This window comes from Fodinibius sp. GM108 (assembly GCF_058386985.1).
The window spans coordinates 144185-160053 of sequence record NZ_JBYEIR010000002.1 but is presented as its reverse complement, the minus strand read 5'-3'; the positions used below and the strand labels follow the sequence as shown (position 1 = coordinate 160053).

Annotated in this window: 12 protein-coding genes; 3 read left to right on the top strand and 9 right to left on the bottom strand. The window is 45.1% G+C overall.

Annotation, left to right across the window (positions count from 1 at the left end):
• The first annotated feature begins 150 nt into the window (after positions 1-150).
• On the top strand, positions 151-1338 hold the full coding sequence (locus ACT3ID_RS03990) for a c-type cytochrome (protein WP_491540697.1): 1188 nt from the start codon (positions 151-153) through the stop codon (positions 1336-1338).
• Positions 1339-1751: 413 nt separating this feature from the next.
• Here the strand turns inward: ACT3ID_RS03990 and ACT3ID_RS03985 are convergent, their stop codons facing one another.
• Both ACT3ID_RS03985 and ACT3ID_RS03980 read right to left on the bottom strand, forming a co-directional pair.
• Positions 1752-3011: an MgtC/SapB family protein gene (locus ACT3ID_RS03985; RefSeq protein ID WP_491540696.1), complete on the bottom strand. Its 1260-nt coding sequence runs from the start codon at positions 3009-3011 to the stop codon at positions 1752-1754.
• Positions 3012-3070: 59 nt separating this feature from the next.
• Positions 3071-4345 (bottom strand): NAD(P)/FAD-dependent oxidoreductase, encoded by a 1275-nt coding sequence (locus ACT3ID_RS03980; protein WP_491540695.1) that lies wholly within the window; start codon positions 4343-4345, stop codon positions 3071-3073.
• A gap of 207 nt (positions 4346-4552) precedes the next feature.
• Here ACT3ID_RS03980 and ACT3ID_RS03975 point away from each other — a divergent pair, with 207 nt between their 5' ends.
• Positions 4553-5506, top strand: a complete 954-nt coding sequence (locus tag ACT3ID_RS03975) for a ribonucleotide reductase barrel domain-containing protein (protein WP_491540694.1) — start codon at positions 4553-4555, stop codon at positions 5504-5506.
• A 22-nt stretch (positions 5507-5528) separates the two neighbouring features.
• The gene (locus tag ACT3ID_RS03970; protein ID WP_491541104.1) at positions 5529-6377 is read left to right on the top strand and encodes a ribonucleotide reductase barrel domain-containing protein; all 849 of its coding nucleotides are present in this window, start codon (positions 5529-5531) and stop codon (positions 6375-6377) included.
• Between the two features lie 490 nt (positions 6378-6867).
• Here the strand turns inward: ACT3ID_RS03970 and ACT3ID_RS03965 are convergent, their stop codons facing one another.
• The 7 genes from ACT3ID_RS03965 to ACT3ID_RS03935 all read right to left on the bottom strand — a co-directional run bounded on the left by ACT3ID_RS03965 (position 6868) and on the right by ACT3ID_RS03935 (position 15865).
• Positions 6868-9600, bottom strand: a complete 2733-nt coding sequence (locus ACT3ID_RS03965; protein ID WP_491540693.1) for a cation-translocating P-type ATPase — start codon at positions 9598-9600, stop codon at positions 6868-6870.
• An 18-nt stretch (positions 9601-9618) separates the two neighbouring features.
• On the bottom strand, positions 9619-12024 hold the full coding sequence (gene ppsA / locus ACT3ID_RS03960) for a phosphoenolpyruvate synthase (protein WP_491540692.1): 2406 nt from the start codon (positions 12022-12024) through the stop codon (positions 9619-9621).
• Positions 12025-12055: 31 nt separating this feature from the next.
• Positions 12056-12808, bottom strand: a complete 753-nt coding sequence (locus ACT3ID_RS03955; RefSeq protein ID WP_491540691.1) for an SDR family NAD(P)-dependent oxidoreductase — start codon at positions 12806-12808, stop codon at positions 12056-12058.
• Positions 12805-13023 carry a YgaP family membrane protein gene (locus tag ACT3ID_RS03950; RefSeq protein WP_491541103.1) on the bottom strand — a complete coding sequence of 73 codons (219 nt, stop codon included), beginning with the start codon at positions 13021-13023 and terminating at the stop codon, positions 12805-12807. Before ACT3ID_RS03950 ends, ACT3ID_RS03955 begins: the two co-directional genes overlap by 4 nt.
• Positions 13024-13193: 170 nt before the next feature.
• The gene (locus ACT3ID_RS03945) at positions 13194-13676 is read right to left on the bottom strand and encodes an Hsp20/alpha crystallin family protein (protein ID WP_491540690.1); all 483 of its coding nucleotides are present in this window, start codon (positions 13674-13676) and stop codon (positions 13194-13196) included.
• Between the two features lie 739 nt (positions 13677-14415).
• Positions 14416-14619 (bottom strand): hypothetical protein, encoded by a 204-nt coding sequence (locus tag ACT3ID_RS03940; protein ID WP_491540689.1) that lies wholly within the window; start codon positions 14617-14619, stop codon positions 14416-14418.
• A gap of 574 nt (positions 14620-15193) precedes the next feature.
• A complete protein-coding gene (locus ACT3ID_RS03935) occupies positions 15194-15865 on the bottom strand; it encodes a response regulator (RefSeq protein WP_491540688.1) in 672 nt (223 codons plus the stop codon).
• Positions 15866-15869 lie beyond the last annotated feature (4 nt).

Genomic DNA, 15869 nt, shown 5'->3' with positions numbered 1-15869 from the left:
CCAGTGTCCACGATGCAACGCAACAAGGTAAGGTTTATAAGGATTTACCCTACAAGAAGGTGTGGCTTTCCATTTCGCCTATTTTGTGCAGTAATATGTTTAATACCGGTAGATCTTATCCCCAAATAAACAGCAAGGAAGGATATACCGATGAAAACATTTGCCGAATACCGTTCATTCTTTTCTATTTTCGCCACTCTGGCACTTTTTGTTTTGACAGCTATCACCAGTTCATATCAAGAGGATAGCAGAGAGCAATATATTTCTGAACATGCAAATAGTGTATGGACCGATACTATCTCAACAAACATCACTGCAAAATCCGGGAAACAACTGTTTAATGAGTTCTGCGCTACCTGCCACGGCACGAACGGCAAAGGCGTCTCAAAAGATCTGCTGGGGTTACAGGCACAGCCTGTAGATTTTACTGACTGTTCGTTCGCCAGCCGAGAACCTGACAGTGACTTTATGGCGGTCGCCCATCAGGGCGGACCTGTACGAGGATTTTCTATCCAGATGCCATCTTTCGGAGGTGCTCTGTCGGAAGAGGAGCTGCAAAGTGTCTTGGATTACGTGCGAACGTTCTGTACGGATGAGAACTGGCCGCGCGGCGAGCTGAATATGCCCCGTCCGATGATTACCGAAAAAGCATATCCCGAAGATGAGGCGGTAATATCATCCGCTTTCGATATTGAAAACGAAGGTGCTGTAACCAGCGAAATAGTTTTTGAGCGCCGTTTTGGTGCGCGAAACCAGGTTGAAATTGTTGTCCCATTTGGATATAGCGAGCAAGTCGGTGGAAACTGGACGGGCGGACATCTGGGAGATGTTGCAATTGGAGTGAAACGGGCACTGTATCACAACTTTAACAGCGGTACGATCTTCAGTCTGGCCGGAGAAGCGATTTTGCCCACCGGCGATACGGGATCGGGATTTGGCAAGGGTACTACTGTTCTGGAACCTTTTGCCTCATTCGGACAGCTGTTGCCGTCGGATGGTTTCGTCCAGGCTCAGACGGGGCTTGAATTCCCTCTGATCCGGGATAAAGCCGCAGATGAAGCTTTCTGGCGGGCGGCAGTCGGCAAGAGTTTCAATCCCAATAGGTGGGGACGTACTTGGTCGCCCATGGTTGAAGTGGTGGGGACACGTGAGTTCGAGTCCGGTGCCGCAACGCACTGGGATATTGTGCCCCAAATGCAGGTGACGCTTAACACAAGACAGCATGTTATGCTAAATGTGGGTGTAAGGATACCCGCGGATGACCCAGCAAGAGATTCGCAATTCATGGTGTACATTCTCTGGGACTGGTTTGACGGCGGCTTATTTGAAGGCTGGTAAAAAATCACAGTGAAAAGGAGGAGGCCTCATGGTAAAATCCGTAAATAAACATTTCGTTTTTATTATACTTCCGGTGCTGGTAATTCTCCTGGGGATAAGCATGCTCAACAGATAACGCGGTGAGCTGGACGTACAGGTACTTCCCCAAGAAATGGATACTGCGATCGATACCAAATAGATCTGGAACAAACTGAAGGACCATTATTATAGCCGTAGATAGGGCGATCTTATGTTGCGCAGCAGAGCAGCGCAACGAGAAAAGTATTACTCAACAGCCAAATTAGAATTTCGCAGCGAGCGGCGCCACGAGAATACACCTAATCTTGTGAAGCTCCTGCTTCGGAACTCCCCTACAGAAGTTCTGTTATGATTTATAAGAATTACTAAGTAACCAACTCCTCCTCGAAAAGTTATCAGAACAGCAACCCCAACAAGCCGAAACCACCAATAACGGTACAAAGAAGCAGAAGCTTCCAGGCTTTTCCAAAGCCAATAAAGTAAGTAAATATTGCACCTTTGATCAGCGTGTTGGAAATGGCTGCGAAAACAATACCAAACGCCGCAACATTTAATGTAACACCCTCCCCTCCCATATCCAGAAGTGCCAATGTGATCGAATCGATATCGACCATGCCGGAAATCAGCGACAGCCCATATATTCCGGGATCACCATACCATTGTCTTAGCCCTTCGGACAGTAGCATAACAATTGCCAATACAAGCCCAAATTGAACAGCCGTACTAAGCTGTAAAGGATTTCGTAAATCAAATCTCTTCGCTGTCTTCTCTGACTTCCCCGTGATATACATCCATACCACCGATGCCAACGCAGCTACAACCATAAAGGCCACCGAAGGGCCAAGCAACGCTAGCAAAGAAGGATTTAAAAGAACTGTCAATAGTAACACTCTAATTAAAGCGGTAAAGGTAGCTATGAGTATACCGGTGATTAGTAAGTTTGTTGATTTAATTTTTCGACTAAACTTTCCCAGCGTAATGGTAACCGCAAGCGAAGAGACCAATGATCCGGTAAATGAGGTAAACAAGATTCCCTTCTCTTTTCCCAGATATTTCATGGAAAAATATCCGGCATACGATATACCGGCAATTAACACTACCATGCTCCATATCTGAAATGGATTCAAAACGTTCCAGGGACCATATCCCTGATTGGGAAGCAGCGGGAGAAGTATGGCCGATATAACTAGAAATGAGATACCCGAATACAGCTCTCTCGATTCGATTTTTTTTACCCATTTGTGCAATCCCGGCTTAACACTTAGTAAAAGCACCATCAAAATTGTGATACTAATGGACAAGATGATGTAGCCTTTGATGACGGCAATACCGACAGTAAAAGTAAGAAAGGCCGCCATTTCTGTAGTGAGTCCCAGTGAACCTGTTTTTTGAGCATGTTGAATATAACCGGCTATAATAATCAACGTGAATCCTAACAGAGCAAATCCCAACAAAAGATAGTCTATATGTTCTGAAAGGATTCCCCATAACCCACCAGCCATAGCAATAAGTGTGAATGTTCTTATTCCGGCCGTCCGTTCACCCTCTTTCTTTTTTTGAAAACTCCATCCCCGCTCAATACCTACCAGGAATCCTAACAAAATGATTAACCCCATCCGCACCAACAGTTGCATTTCTGTAATATCTTCGAACATTTATCACTCCATTACAGCCTTCGGGCCAGAAGTAAAATCAGACGAGGCCATTCCATTTTCTATATTACGGTATGGTCGGCAATCAACTCCGACATCGGAAGTCCCCATCCCGGAATTTTTCCGCCGAGTGTGTAATACATCGTTTTAAAACCCATTTTAAGGAAATGCGGGGTATGTCCCATTTTTAAGATGCTGGTATCACCACCCCACCACTCATCAGTGTGCATATAGAATCCTTTATGCGAACCCATATCTCCCATACAGATGAGCTTGAATTTAAGCGGATCAATCGACTCTTTGGGCTGGTAACCTCCCACTTCTTCACCAAGAACTTTAGCTAACACTTCTGCTTCAAGATGTCCCAATGATCCCAGCTTTGGTACAGTGATAGAAGCTGCATCTCCGACTGCAAATATTTCCGGATAATCGGGATTTCTCATGTAAAGATCCGTAATAATAAATCCCTGGTCATCGGAGATAGGCAGATCTCTCAGAAAATCATGGGCTTTCCAGTTGGGAAAAATAATCTTGAGTTCCGCTTCCAGGCTGCTGCCGTCCTTGAACTCAATTCCGTCTTCATAAATTCTCTTGATGCCCCGGGTGTTTGCCTTGTAGCCGTACCCCATCTCCTCGACCACCGGCAGCAGTTCATCAAGGATTTTTTCTCCCGCATCTTCAGCGATTACCTCTGCAGGAGTAAACATAGTTATATTCTCAGCTCCGCCTAACCCTCGTTCTTTTAACCATTCCGCCATAGAAAAGGATATTTCAACCGGAGGACCTTCACACGCTGCTTCAGCAACAGGTATGTCCGGCAGCTTGTCACTTTTCCCCTGTACAAACAGATCAGAACCAACGGCAATCGGTCCGCCTTTATATCCGCCCCCATGAAGATGTCTTCGTATCTTATCTCCATAGTACGTATCGGTAAAGGTATGACCATACTTTCCAAATCCCTCTATCTCATCAAAAGCCAACTTGTTGCCCACGGCAATAACCAGATAATCATAGTTGATCTCCTCAATAGCCGAACCCGGTCGTTCGCCCGGTTTATAATCGACCCTCTTGCTCTCCACATCAATTCCCAATACTTCGGCCTGTATGAAATCAATGTTATCGCGATCCAAAAACTTGATAAACGGCAGATGCAGCGAAGTTTCGGGGTTATTGTTGTTCCAAACTTCAATGGGAATATTGGGGATAAAACTGAGATATGGTTTTTTATCAATGCAGGTCATTTTAACATCTTCCCCTGCATATTCACGTATATATCGCGCTGTTGTTAAACCGGCAAAATTAGTACCCAAAATCAGAATGTGTGGTTGTGCAGCCATGATGCTTCATAGAATTAGTATATAATTTGGATTAATATTGTAAGCGTCAGAGAGTTTCATCTCTGTAGTGTCTCCCCTGAATTCAACCAACTATTCATCTTAGAACCTTGTGGGAGATTTACCTACAGCCATTCCCCTCTTTTGGCTACCCACTTATTGATAAAATTGCCGGATATTAAGGTTAAATCCTGATGTAAAAATATGCCGGTGAATACGTTTAAATCTGAACTTTCGGAACATATTTGGGATACCAAATACCGGTATCGCAGTGGAAATAAGGAAATTGATGCATCTCCGAATGACACGTGGAGAAGAGTGGCCCGTGCCCTTGCTTCGATTGAAGAAAAGGAACAAATGGAATGGGAACGGAAGTTTTACGATCTGCTAAGCAAGTCAAAACTCTTTCCCGGTGGACGTATTCTGGCCGGAGCCGGCACTGATCACAAAGTTACGCTCTTTAACTGCTTTGTAATGGGAGAAATTGAGGATTCTATTCCCTCAATTTTTGAAAACCTGAAAGAAGGAGCATTAACTATGCAGCAGGGCGGCGGAATCGGCTGTGACTTTTCTACACTTCGTCCCAAGGGCTCTGTTGCCAAAACCAATAATAACATCTCGTCCGGACCGGTCTCATTTATGAAGATCTGGGATGCCATGTGTGACACCATGTTATCGACAGGTGCCCGCCGTGGCGCGATGATGGCCACACTGCGATGTGATCATCCCGATATATTGGAGTTTGTAACTGCCAAGAACGAGCAAGGTGTCCTTACTAATTTCAATCTGTCAGTGCTGGTAACTGATCAGTTTTTGAAGGCAGTAAAAGAGGATGAGAAGTGGCCACTGATCTTTCCTGCTGAAAATTTACAATCCGAAGGGACATCCGGCAACCGAGTTCTACAACGTAGCTGGAGTGGTACAGACAGCCCGATACCCTGCAAAGTTGTGGATACAGTTCGCGCGCGCTATCTGTGGGAGACCATCATGAAATCAACCTATAAGAATGCGGAACCAGGCGTACTGTTTATTGATCGCATCAACGAAGAAAACAATCTCAACTACTGCGAAACAATTTCTGCCACCAATCCCTGCGGAGAAGTGCCGCTCCCACCCTATGGCGCCTGCAATCTGGGATCAATAAACCTGATACTTTGTTTCTGATCCATTTACCGGCAGATCCAGTCTGAATTTTGAAGAGCTGCGTACAACAGCTCGCACATCCGTACGCCTGCTTGACAATGTCATTGACAGCTCACAATTTCCACTGGATAAACAGAAAGAGCAGACCCAAAATACGCGACGCATCGGCCTGGGAATGATGGGATTGGCAGATGCGCTCATCATGCTGGGACTACGTTACGGCAGCAGCGAAGCACGCCAGACAGCTGTCAAAATTATGAAAACAATTTGCCACAGTGCCTATCAGGAATCTGTCGAATTGGCTATTGAAAAAGAAGCTTTTCCGCTCTTTGATATAGAATCATATCTGGAAAGCCCTTTTGTTCAAAGATTACCGAAAGTAATTCAAAACGGTATAGCAAAGCACGGAATCCGGAACAGCCACCTGCTTTCTATTGCGCCCACCGGCAGTATCAGCATACTGGCAAATAACGTGTCAAATGGACTTGAACCAGTCTATGATTTCAAATACAGCCGAAAGGTGTTGAATATGGATGGGAGCCGGACTACTCATTCAGTGACTGATTATGCGTACAGATTATGGCAAGAAAAGTTTGGTGATGAGGCTCCCCTGCCCGATTATTTTGTCAGGGCAACGGAACTTTCTCCTGATGAGCACCTGGAGATGCAGGCAGCCCTGCAACCGTTTGTGGATAATTCTATTTCAAAGACGATCAACATTCCAGAAGATTTCTCTTTTGATACGTTCCAGAATATTTACTTAACAGCTTACGAACAGGGACTAAAAGGTTGCACAACATTTCGTCCCAATCCTGTAACGGGAGCAATACTTGAACAGGCTGATGGTGAAACGCACGTCCACTGTTGTTCGCTGGAGCGGGAGTCTGATTGAGGAGCAACTGCAATTTCACCTGACCTCACGGCGGAACAGACACTGTGGGAACGGCATACTTCGCTGCGCAGCGGAGCGGCGCAAAGAGATGATTACTATAATCTCGTCCCAGCACACTGCTCTGGGACGCAAATCCACCGTTACCTCGTTCCGAAGCTCCAGCTTCGGAACGCCCAATACAGAAGCTCTGCTTCAACTAAGATTACATCCGCAATTAAGAGCTCTACTTAATTGAATCTACAAAGGAAAGGCTTGGAAATAAAATAACTAATTTGAACCAAGATAAATAAGATGATTAGGATTGCAGAATCTCATTTTTGCGCTTTTTGGTTTTCTCAATGAGGTACTGTCCGTAGCTGACAGTTAAAGGAAAAGTAAATCTTGGTCATCTGACAATCCTACCTATCCAAGTTCTAGTTGCCCATGCGCAGAACATTGCTGTGATACTTCGCCTCGCAGCGGAGCGGCGCAACGATATTTAGTCCTAAAATCACCCAATATAATTATGGCGCCAGCGGTTGACAATCTTGTCAATCTCTCCACCGATTATTACAAGGGATCCCACACCGATGATCAACAGCCACTGTTCAACAGACAGAGGCATCGTTCGGAATATGGTTTGCATAAATCCCACATGCAACACAGACAGATGTGCCAAAAGCGCTGCCAGCACACTTACGAACAAAAACTTATTCGAGAAGAAATCAATTTGAAAAACACTGCGGTCTAATGACCGGCAGTTTAGTACGTGGAAAAATTGAAACACGACCATCTGCGTCATAGCTGCAGTCCTGGCCATTTCAAGATCGCCGCCGGTTTGTTCAAATGTCCACCAAAACATGCCTACAGTACCAGCAGCAAGGACGACTCCTACCCCTCCCAGTCGTTCAGCAAGCCGACGGGTGAGAATACCTTCTGAGGGAGGTCTTGGCTTTCGCTTCAAAATACCGGGTTCACCCGGCTCAAAAGCAAGCGCTATATCCTGAAGACCATTCGTAACCAGATTAATCCACAAGATCTGGACTGCCACAAACGGCAAAGGCCAGTTCATAAGAACAGCAGCCAGGATCACAATCAGTTCTCCCACGGCCGTAGAAAGCAGGAAAAATGTTACTTTTCGTATATTTGAAAATACGATCCTGCCCTCTTCGATGGCCGCCGTAATCGTGGCAAAATTATCATCCGAAAGTACAATATCCGATGCCTCGCGAGCCACATCGGTACCGCTTATGCCCATGGCAACTCCCAGATGTGCAGCCCGTAACGCCGGTGCGTCATTGACGCCGTCTCCGGTTACGGCAACGATGTTGTTCATCGACTTAAGACGATCTACGATCCGAAACTTATGCTCCGGTGTAACACGTGCAAAAATATTAACATCCTCAAGCCGTCGGTCCAGCTCTTCATCAGAAAGCTGATCCAGCATTTTTCCTTCCAGGGCCCCTACTTCCTTCGGATCAAGGCCCAGCTGTCGCCCAATAGATGCTGCCGTATCAATATGGTCGCCGGTTATCATCACCACGCGAATACCGGACTTCTGAGCCAGTTCTATTGCTTCCAGTACTTCGGGACGAATAGGATCCTCCATGCCCTGCAAGCCGGCCAGTACAAATCCACTTTTAAAAAGTGAAGGGTCGTCCAGATTTTTAGTTTCCTTGGGACGATAGGCCATAGCCAGTACGCGAAGCCCTTCAGCAGCCATTTCTTTGGCTACCTCCAGCACTTTTTCTGAATCAATGGGAATTAATTCACCGTCGATAAGCTGATATTCACATCGTTCCAATACCGATTCAGGGGCTCCTTTTAAAAATATCATCAATCCATCCGGACCTTTATTCAGCGTGGCCATATATTTACGTTCCGGCTCAAAGGGCAGCATATCAATTTCTTCCCAGGATAAACGCGTATCAGAAAGTCGTATCCCTCCCTTGTAGGCAGAAATGTGCAGTGCGATTTCAGTGGGATCTCCCTGCGGATCTTCTGATTCGACTGCCTCAACATTGGCTTCGTTGGCAAGTGTGCCTGCCAACAGGGTTTTATACAGACCTTTTTTGTCAGATATTTCAGTCTCGTTACCTCCCTCCGTAATTTTTCCCTGAAGCTGATAGCCGGCTTCGGTGGTTTCGTAGGTGCGGTCATCCGCCCAAATTTTTCGCACCGTCATCTGATTTTTTGTAAGTGTACCTGTTTTATCTGAGCCGATAACGGTAGTACTTCCCAACGTTTCTACTGCCGGCAGCGACCGTATAATTGCTTTTCGGTTTGCCATCCGGCGAACACCAATAGCCAGCGTCACAGTAAGTACCACCGGCAATCCTTCCGGGATGGCAGATACGGCCATCGCCACAACCGTAATAAATACCTCGGAGGGATTCATCTGATGGATGATTCCGATCAACGCAATAAAAAAAGCAAAAACCAGGATGAGGTATCCAATATTCTTACCAAGCTTGTCTACTTTTTCCTGTAATGGAGTTTTAGTGACCCCAATTTCTTTCACAGAGGACGCAATTTTTCCGAGCTCGGTTGAGGTGCCGGTACGTGTGACGACCGCCTTGGCACGTCCCTGCGTGACAATAGTACCGGCAAACGCCATATTTTTTTGATCGCCGGGAATCAGGTTTTCATCTTCAATAACTTCATGCTGTTTGTGGATTACGGCTGATTCTCCCGTCAGGGCTGATTCATCGATCTCCAATCCCTTGGAAGAAATGATGCGCATGTCGGCAGCCACGCGTCCTCCCGAACTTAGCAGCACAATATCGCCGGGAACCAGCTCCCGGCTGGGTATTTCGACTTCGCGACCGTTCCGTATAACATGCGCTTTGGGTGCCGACAGTTTTGACAATGCCCGTATGGCGCTCTGGGCTTTATTTTCCTGAATGTAACCGATTAACGCATTCAGAAGTACAACAGCTGTAATCACTCCGGAATCGATATAATCCTGCAATACAAGCGTTACAAATGCTGCAGCCAGCAGAATATATATCAGCGGATCTTTGAACTGGTGCAGCAGGATCTGCCAGCGAGATATTTCAGCTTCAGTCTCAATTTCGTTCGGTCCAAACTGATCAAGACGTCTTTTTACTTCCTCTTTATCCAACCCCTGCTGCAAAGAGGTGTCTACTTTCAAAACTGCCTCTTCCGCCGACAGGTTGTACCAGGATTTATCAGTAGCCTGGATCTCCTCTCTTACTTTATTTGCTGTAGACTCGTTGGTCATGAAAAATTTCTACTGGGATTATAGCAAGCTTATCTCTTTCTGTTCTGCCTGAACAACTTTTTTCAGCGTCTGTACTACGCTATCGGGATTCAACGATATTGAATCGATACCGCACTCGACAAGAAAAGCCGCATAATCGGGATCGTCGCTGGGAGCCTGCCCGCAGAATCCCACTTTTATTCCGGCATTGTGAGCTCTTTGTATTACTGATCGTACTGCTTTTTTTACGGCGGGATCATTCTCATCAAAAAGATAGGCCAGTTCTGAAGAATCGCGATCGACTCCCAGGATTAACTGCGTCAAATCATTGGATCCGATCGAAAAACCGTCAAAAAATTCAGCAAATTCCTCGACAAGTATATAATTGCTGGGGATTTCACACATCATATAAATTTGCAGACCATTTTCGCCGCGCTTCAATCCAAAATCTTCCATCTGCTGAAGCACCTTTTGAGCCTCGGTGATCCTTCGGCAAAAAGGAATCATCACAATAACGTTATCGAGCCCAATTTCCTCGCGCACTTTTTTAAGAGCCCGACATTCCAGTTCAAAACCATCGCGGTACTTATCACTGTAATAGCGTGATGCTCCCCGCCAGCCCAGCATCGGATTTTCTTCGTGCGGCTCAAACTGTTTTCCGCCGATAAGATCGGCATATTCGTTGGTTTTAAAATCGCTGGTTCGTACAATGACAGGATCAGGATATTGTGATGCGGCAATTTTGGCGATCCCGCTGGCAAGCTTATCCACAAAGTACTGCTGAAGATCACTGTACCCTTTGGTTAACTTTCTGATTTTTGCAAATTCATCTTCATTATGTATTCGCTCGGGATGCGCCAGTGCCATCGGGTGGATCCGGATATGCTGACTGATGATAAATTCCATACGTGCCAGTCCTACGCCCCGCACCGGCAGCCGCCACCACTTAAAAGCCGATTCGGGCGTAGCCAGGTTCAACATAATATCCGTTTTGGGTTCAGCAAGACCGGCCAAATCTACTTCGTTAACATCATAGTCGATCAAGCCTTCATAAATTTTGCCCTCCTCTCCTTCTCCGCTCGAAAGTGTTATTTCTTGTCCCTCTCGTAACGTCTCCGTGGCATTTCCTGTACCAACTACAGCACTTAAACCTAACTCTCGACTAACGATGGCTGCATGACAGGTCCGCCCACCGTAGTTAGTAATAATACCCGCCACATTTTTCAACGCAGGCACCCAGTCGGGCTCGGTCATCTCGGTGACCAAAATATGATTCGGCTTTAAGCCTTTCAGATCGGTTATATCATGTACATGCCTTACCTCTCCGTGGACAATACTGTTGCCAATGCTCAACCCCTTTGCCAGTACCCTTGCCTGATTTTCTTTTAGTGTGTACGTTTTAAAATACTCGGTATCACGCTGTGAATGGACCGTTTCGGGACGAGCCTGAACAATAAACAGTTCGTCGGTGGTATCTTCTTTTACCCATTCGATATCCATTGGCTTGTCGTAGTGAGCTTCAATATCTGCAGCCCATCGTGCCAGCTGCAGAATCTCATCATCATTCAATACAAAAGACTGACGCTCCATAGCAGAAGTAGGCAAGTTCTTTGTTCGTCCTCCTCCATCAGGAGCGTATACCATCTTCAACTCCTTGCTTCCTTTAACTTTTTCGATGATGGGACGTTTGCTTTTGTCATCCAGAAATGATTTGAAGACAAAATACTGATCAGGGTTTACCGTCCCCTGCACGATGTTTTCACCGAGGCCCCATGAACCATTAATGAGGATCACGTTGGGAAATCCGGATTCGGTATCCACCGTAAAGATCACGCCTGATGCTGCTTTGTCGGCACGAATCATTTTTTGAATGCCGATCGAGAGCGCTACTTTCATATGATCGAATCCTTTTTCTTCCCGATAAGAAATAGCCCGGTCATTAAACAGTGAGGCGAAGCATCGTTTACAAACCTTCAAAAGCTCATCTTTACCGCGGATATTCAGGTAAGTTTCCTGTAATCCCGCAAAACTGGCATGTGGCAGATCTTCGGCCGTTGCGCTGCTGCGAACAGCCACATCCACATTGTACTGATCATAATCAACAGATAATTGATCATAGGCTTCGCGGATATCCTCGGCAAGGGAAGTTGGAAAAATACCTTTTATAATCATCTCCCGGATGTTGCGCCCGGCCTCTTCAAGGGGAATGTTTCCACTCTTAAATCGATCGAGTTCTTTTTGTATTGGATCTTCCAGTTCATTTTCATCAATGAATTGCCAATAGGCTCTGGAGGTAGTAGCAAATCCATTTGGAATATTTATACCCATTGACACCAGATGCTGTATCATTTCACCAAGCGAAGCATTTTTACCCCCTACGATGCCTACATCTTTGTTACTTACATCTTTCAACCATACGATATTTGGAACATTACTCGAATTCATGATACTTGTACCACTAATTAATTTGAGTCAATCATCGCGCCGTATATCCTCCGTCAACCAGGAATATGTGTCCAGTTACAAAAGAAGCCTCATCAGAAGCGATCCACACGATAGCATCGGCAACCTCACGCGGTCTACCCATCCGCCCGATCGGATGTAGTGAGATGATATGTTTTTTTGTTTCTTCTTCCGTGGTAATACCGGCTTTTTCAAGCATCGGGGTTTCGATAAACCCGGGACTTACGGCATTCACCCGGATTCCTTTTTCTGCATATTCGATAGCCGCTGTTTTGGTAAGCCCTGCCAAACCGTGTTTCGCCGCCACATAGGCGGGTGCTTCGGCAAAGCCAACATTTCCCAGGATAGATGCAATATTTACAATAGATCCGCTTCCGTTTTCCAGCATGGCTTCTAGTTCATATTTCATACAGAGAAACTGCCCCCGCAAGTTAACGCCGATTACTTTATCCCATTCATCGACCTTGTACTCTGCCGTAGCTGCTGCCCCTCCTGAGATACCGGCATTATTCACGGCAATATCGAGCCGGCCGAAATGCTCTGTCGCCTGATTAATGAGATTGCGGACTTCTTTCTCATCAGAAACATCGGCCCCAACAGATAACACCTCTGCCCCTTCTTCTTTTAATAATTTTTCGGTTTTTTCAAGCTCGTCAGAGTTGACATCGGAGATCACAACTTTAGCACCCTTTTGGACAAAAGCTATTGCTGTATCTCTGCCAATCCCCATGGCGGCGCCTGTAATTAATGCAACTTTATTTTTCATGTGATTCTTTTTTTAGGGCTGCTAAAAATTTTTGAATTCCCACTTGTAGAAATACCCAATATGCCGTAAATGGGGCAGACTCCTATAATGGCAGTCATTAAGGGGACCACACCTACCAATCCCCACCAGCTTTGATACATTATTCCGAAGGCAATAAGAATTACTGCGAGTATCAGCCGTATTATTTTATCGGTCTTACCTATATTATTATTCATCATTTAAAATGTTTTGTATTGGCCGGGCTATTACGTCCGGCCAAATAGAATTAGTATTTCGATCTTTTAAAACCCACCCCGAGCGGAACTCTTATTCATCTAAAGTAAGATGCTGTCGCGAGTTCCGGGGATTTATGGGTTGTTTTAAATTCAATGTTTCTAAATTCGTGTTAATCAATTGGGACTGTTTTTGGTTTGCGCACCTCAGATTTGGGCACATGAACCTTCAGTACTCCATCTTTGAATTTAGCTTTGATTTCTTCTTCCTTAACTTCAGATGGCAGCGTAAACGAGCGGGTGAAACTGCCCTGATATCGCTCACGTCGCAGATAATCCTTCTTCTCTTCCTCTTCTTCATGCTGACGCTTTCCACTTATGGTCAACCGATTGTCTTTATAGTTGACTTCTATATCCTTTTTGGTGATTCCGGGAAGATCAACGGAAATGGTATATTCATTATCCGTCTCGCTAATGTCTGTATCGGGAGCCCAAAGCTCCATTCGCGTACCACCATTACCCAGACCGCGAGAAAAGGGTACAATGTCGTCGAATAACCGGTCCATTTCTCTTCGCATCATTTCTATAGGTGAAAGGTCAGATTTTTTTTGCAGTGCTTTCATAGCCACATCTCCTTTGGTTTTATTTTGATTCATCCGACTTAGTCGGTTTCATTTTTTGTTATTCCCAATTAAAGAATTTTTGGATCTATGAGATGCAGTACGATCCTATCGGGGGAATGTAGGTTTGGGTAGCAGTTCCGTTAGGGGGATTCCCCTACAGGCAGTTTCTACGTGTGCAGCGGAGTAAACAATAAGTTGTCTTGTTCATTTTTGTCACCAAAAACGAACCAAAAAGTGTTGTGGGAATCGTAGATTTTGTTCTGGTTATAACAGGAAGTCAGGGACTGCTTTTCCACATTAGCAATTATGCTAACTTTATTTTTCCCGCGATTCCCCCAAACCCCCATTTTTACATCGACTTATATCTTATATCACCTATCGTGGCAATATTTTTAGGTAGAAATTCCTCCCTCTGACGTCACTCCGCACACCGATGCGGAGTCTCGCGCGGCCCCGGAAAGGTTAAAAAGCATCAAGCTTGAACAGCGGTTATTGAATGAAATGAAAAACCTGAACCAGGATTTTCAGGATTCCTTGCCAAGATCTTTGTCCTTTTTCCATCGTATCTCACCAGAAGAGACTCACTATTTTAGCAATTCCCGGTCATCTTTCAATTCTGCCAATCCCGGTTCCTGTGGGGATCCATACACCAATATCTCGTCCCGGTGCTCTGCTCCGGGACGTCAACAATCGTTGCACGGCAAAGCAGACAACGACTATCCTATCTCGTCTCGCTGCTCTGCTGCGAGAAGACATGAAACATATAACGATCCTAAAAAATAGTAACGGGAATCAGCCCCTCCTCTCCCAAATAATTACGAGCCGAGGAATACCGCCAATGATCTGCTTGATCTACAAATCCACGTTTCACAGGATTATCATGGATATAATCTACCTTCTGTGTCATCATATCATCACCAACAATTTGTTTTGGATAAAAATCCTTCTTCCCAAACCTGATAATCAGAGTCGACATGTGTTTCGTTCTTGATTTTTTGGAGTCTTTTAAGCTGAAGAGTATGCCCATTATCTCTAAAAGAATCGATTATCTTTCGGGCCGTTCAGGATTTAAAAGCTCTTAGTTGTTGTGTAAGATTAGGTGATTGAGCAATTAAATGAATATGATTCTCCATAATCACATAGGCATATAAAGATGTATTTCTTTCCACCTGTTAAAATTCCAGAGCTTCTAAAACTGTATTGGCAGCTATTGGATACGAAAAGATTGGGAATCCTTCTTTAATATTAGTGGTAATAAAATAGGGGTATTCAGCCTCCCGAATTCTATAACGAGTTCGCGACATTTGAATGATATTTTGTACGGTTGAATGGTTCTATCAGTAAGACCAATTTCTTCAACCATCCTTACATATTTATCATCATCAATTTCGTTGCGCAGCGGAGCGGCGCAACGAGATGAACTCCACTAATGTTCGGAGGTACAACCTCCTCACAACGCAGTTGCGGTACAACGAAAGGATTGCTCTAATCCGCATAAATCCGCGGGCCACTAAACAATCAGTTCATTATCTGTGTAAATCTGTGGCTAACTACTCCAAATCACTGCCTTCATTTTCAACCCATTTTACGGCGTGCATCATAAGCTCAGTTGCATTATCAAGATTGAGCTTTGTTTTTATGCGTGCGCGATATGACTCTACTGTTTTTACAGATAAATGGAGCTTTTCGGCTATCTCTCTGGTAATATTCCCTTTGCCGGTAAGTTCAAAAACCTCGAGTTCGCGATCGCTCAGCAGATCTATCGGAGAATCAGATATATTTTCGCGTCCGCGTGCCATTCCCAGCAGCAGTTTTTCATTGATCTCGTCACTCACGTATATGCCGCCGTTAAAAACCTTGCGTACAGCTTTTAACAGTACTTCACCAGCTTCCTGTTTCATGATATACCCTTTGGCGCCGGCACGTAGAACCCGTTCCGCATACAGGTTTTCTTCATGACGTGAAACGACGACGATCTTCAAACCGGGGTCCCTTGAAACCAAATGTTTGACTAACTCCAGCCCGCTCATTCCGGGCAGAGAAATATCGATGATGGCCATATCGGGAGATAGCTCATCATATTTTTCAAGCACATTTTCCGCCCGCTCAAACTGTGCCACTACTTCAAGACCATGCTCTGCATTCAGTGTTTCTGAAAGACCTTTCCGCATCATCGGGTGGTCATCGACTACTATAATTTTCTTTTTAAAATTGTCTGCCATAATA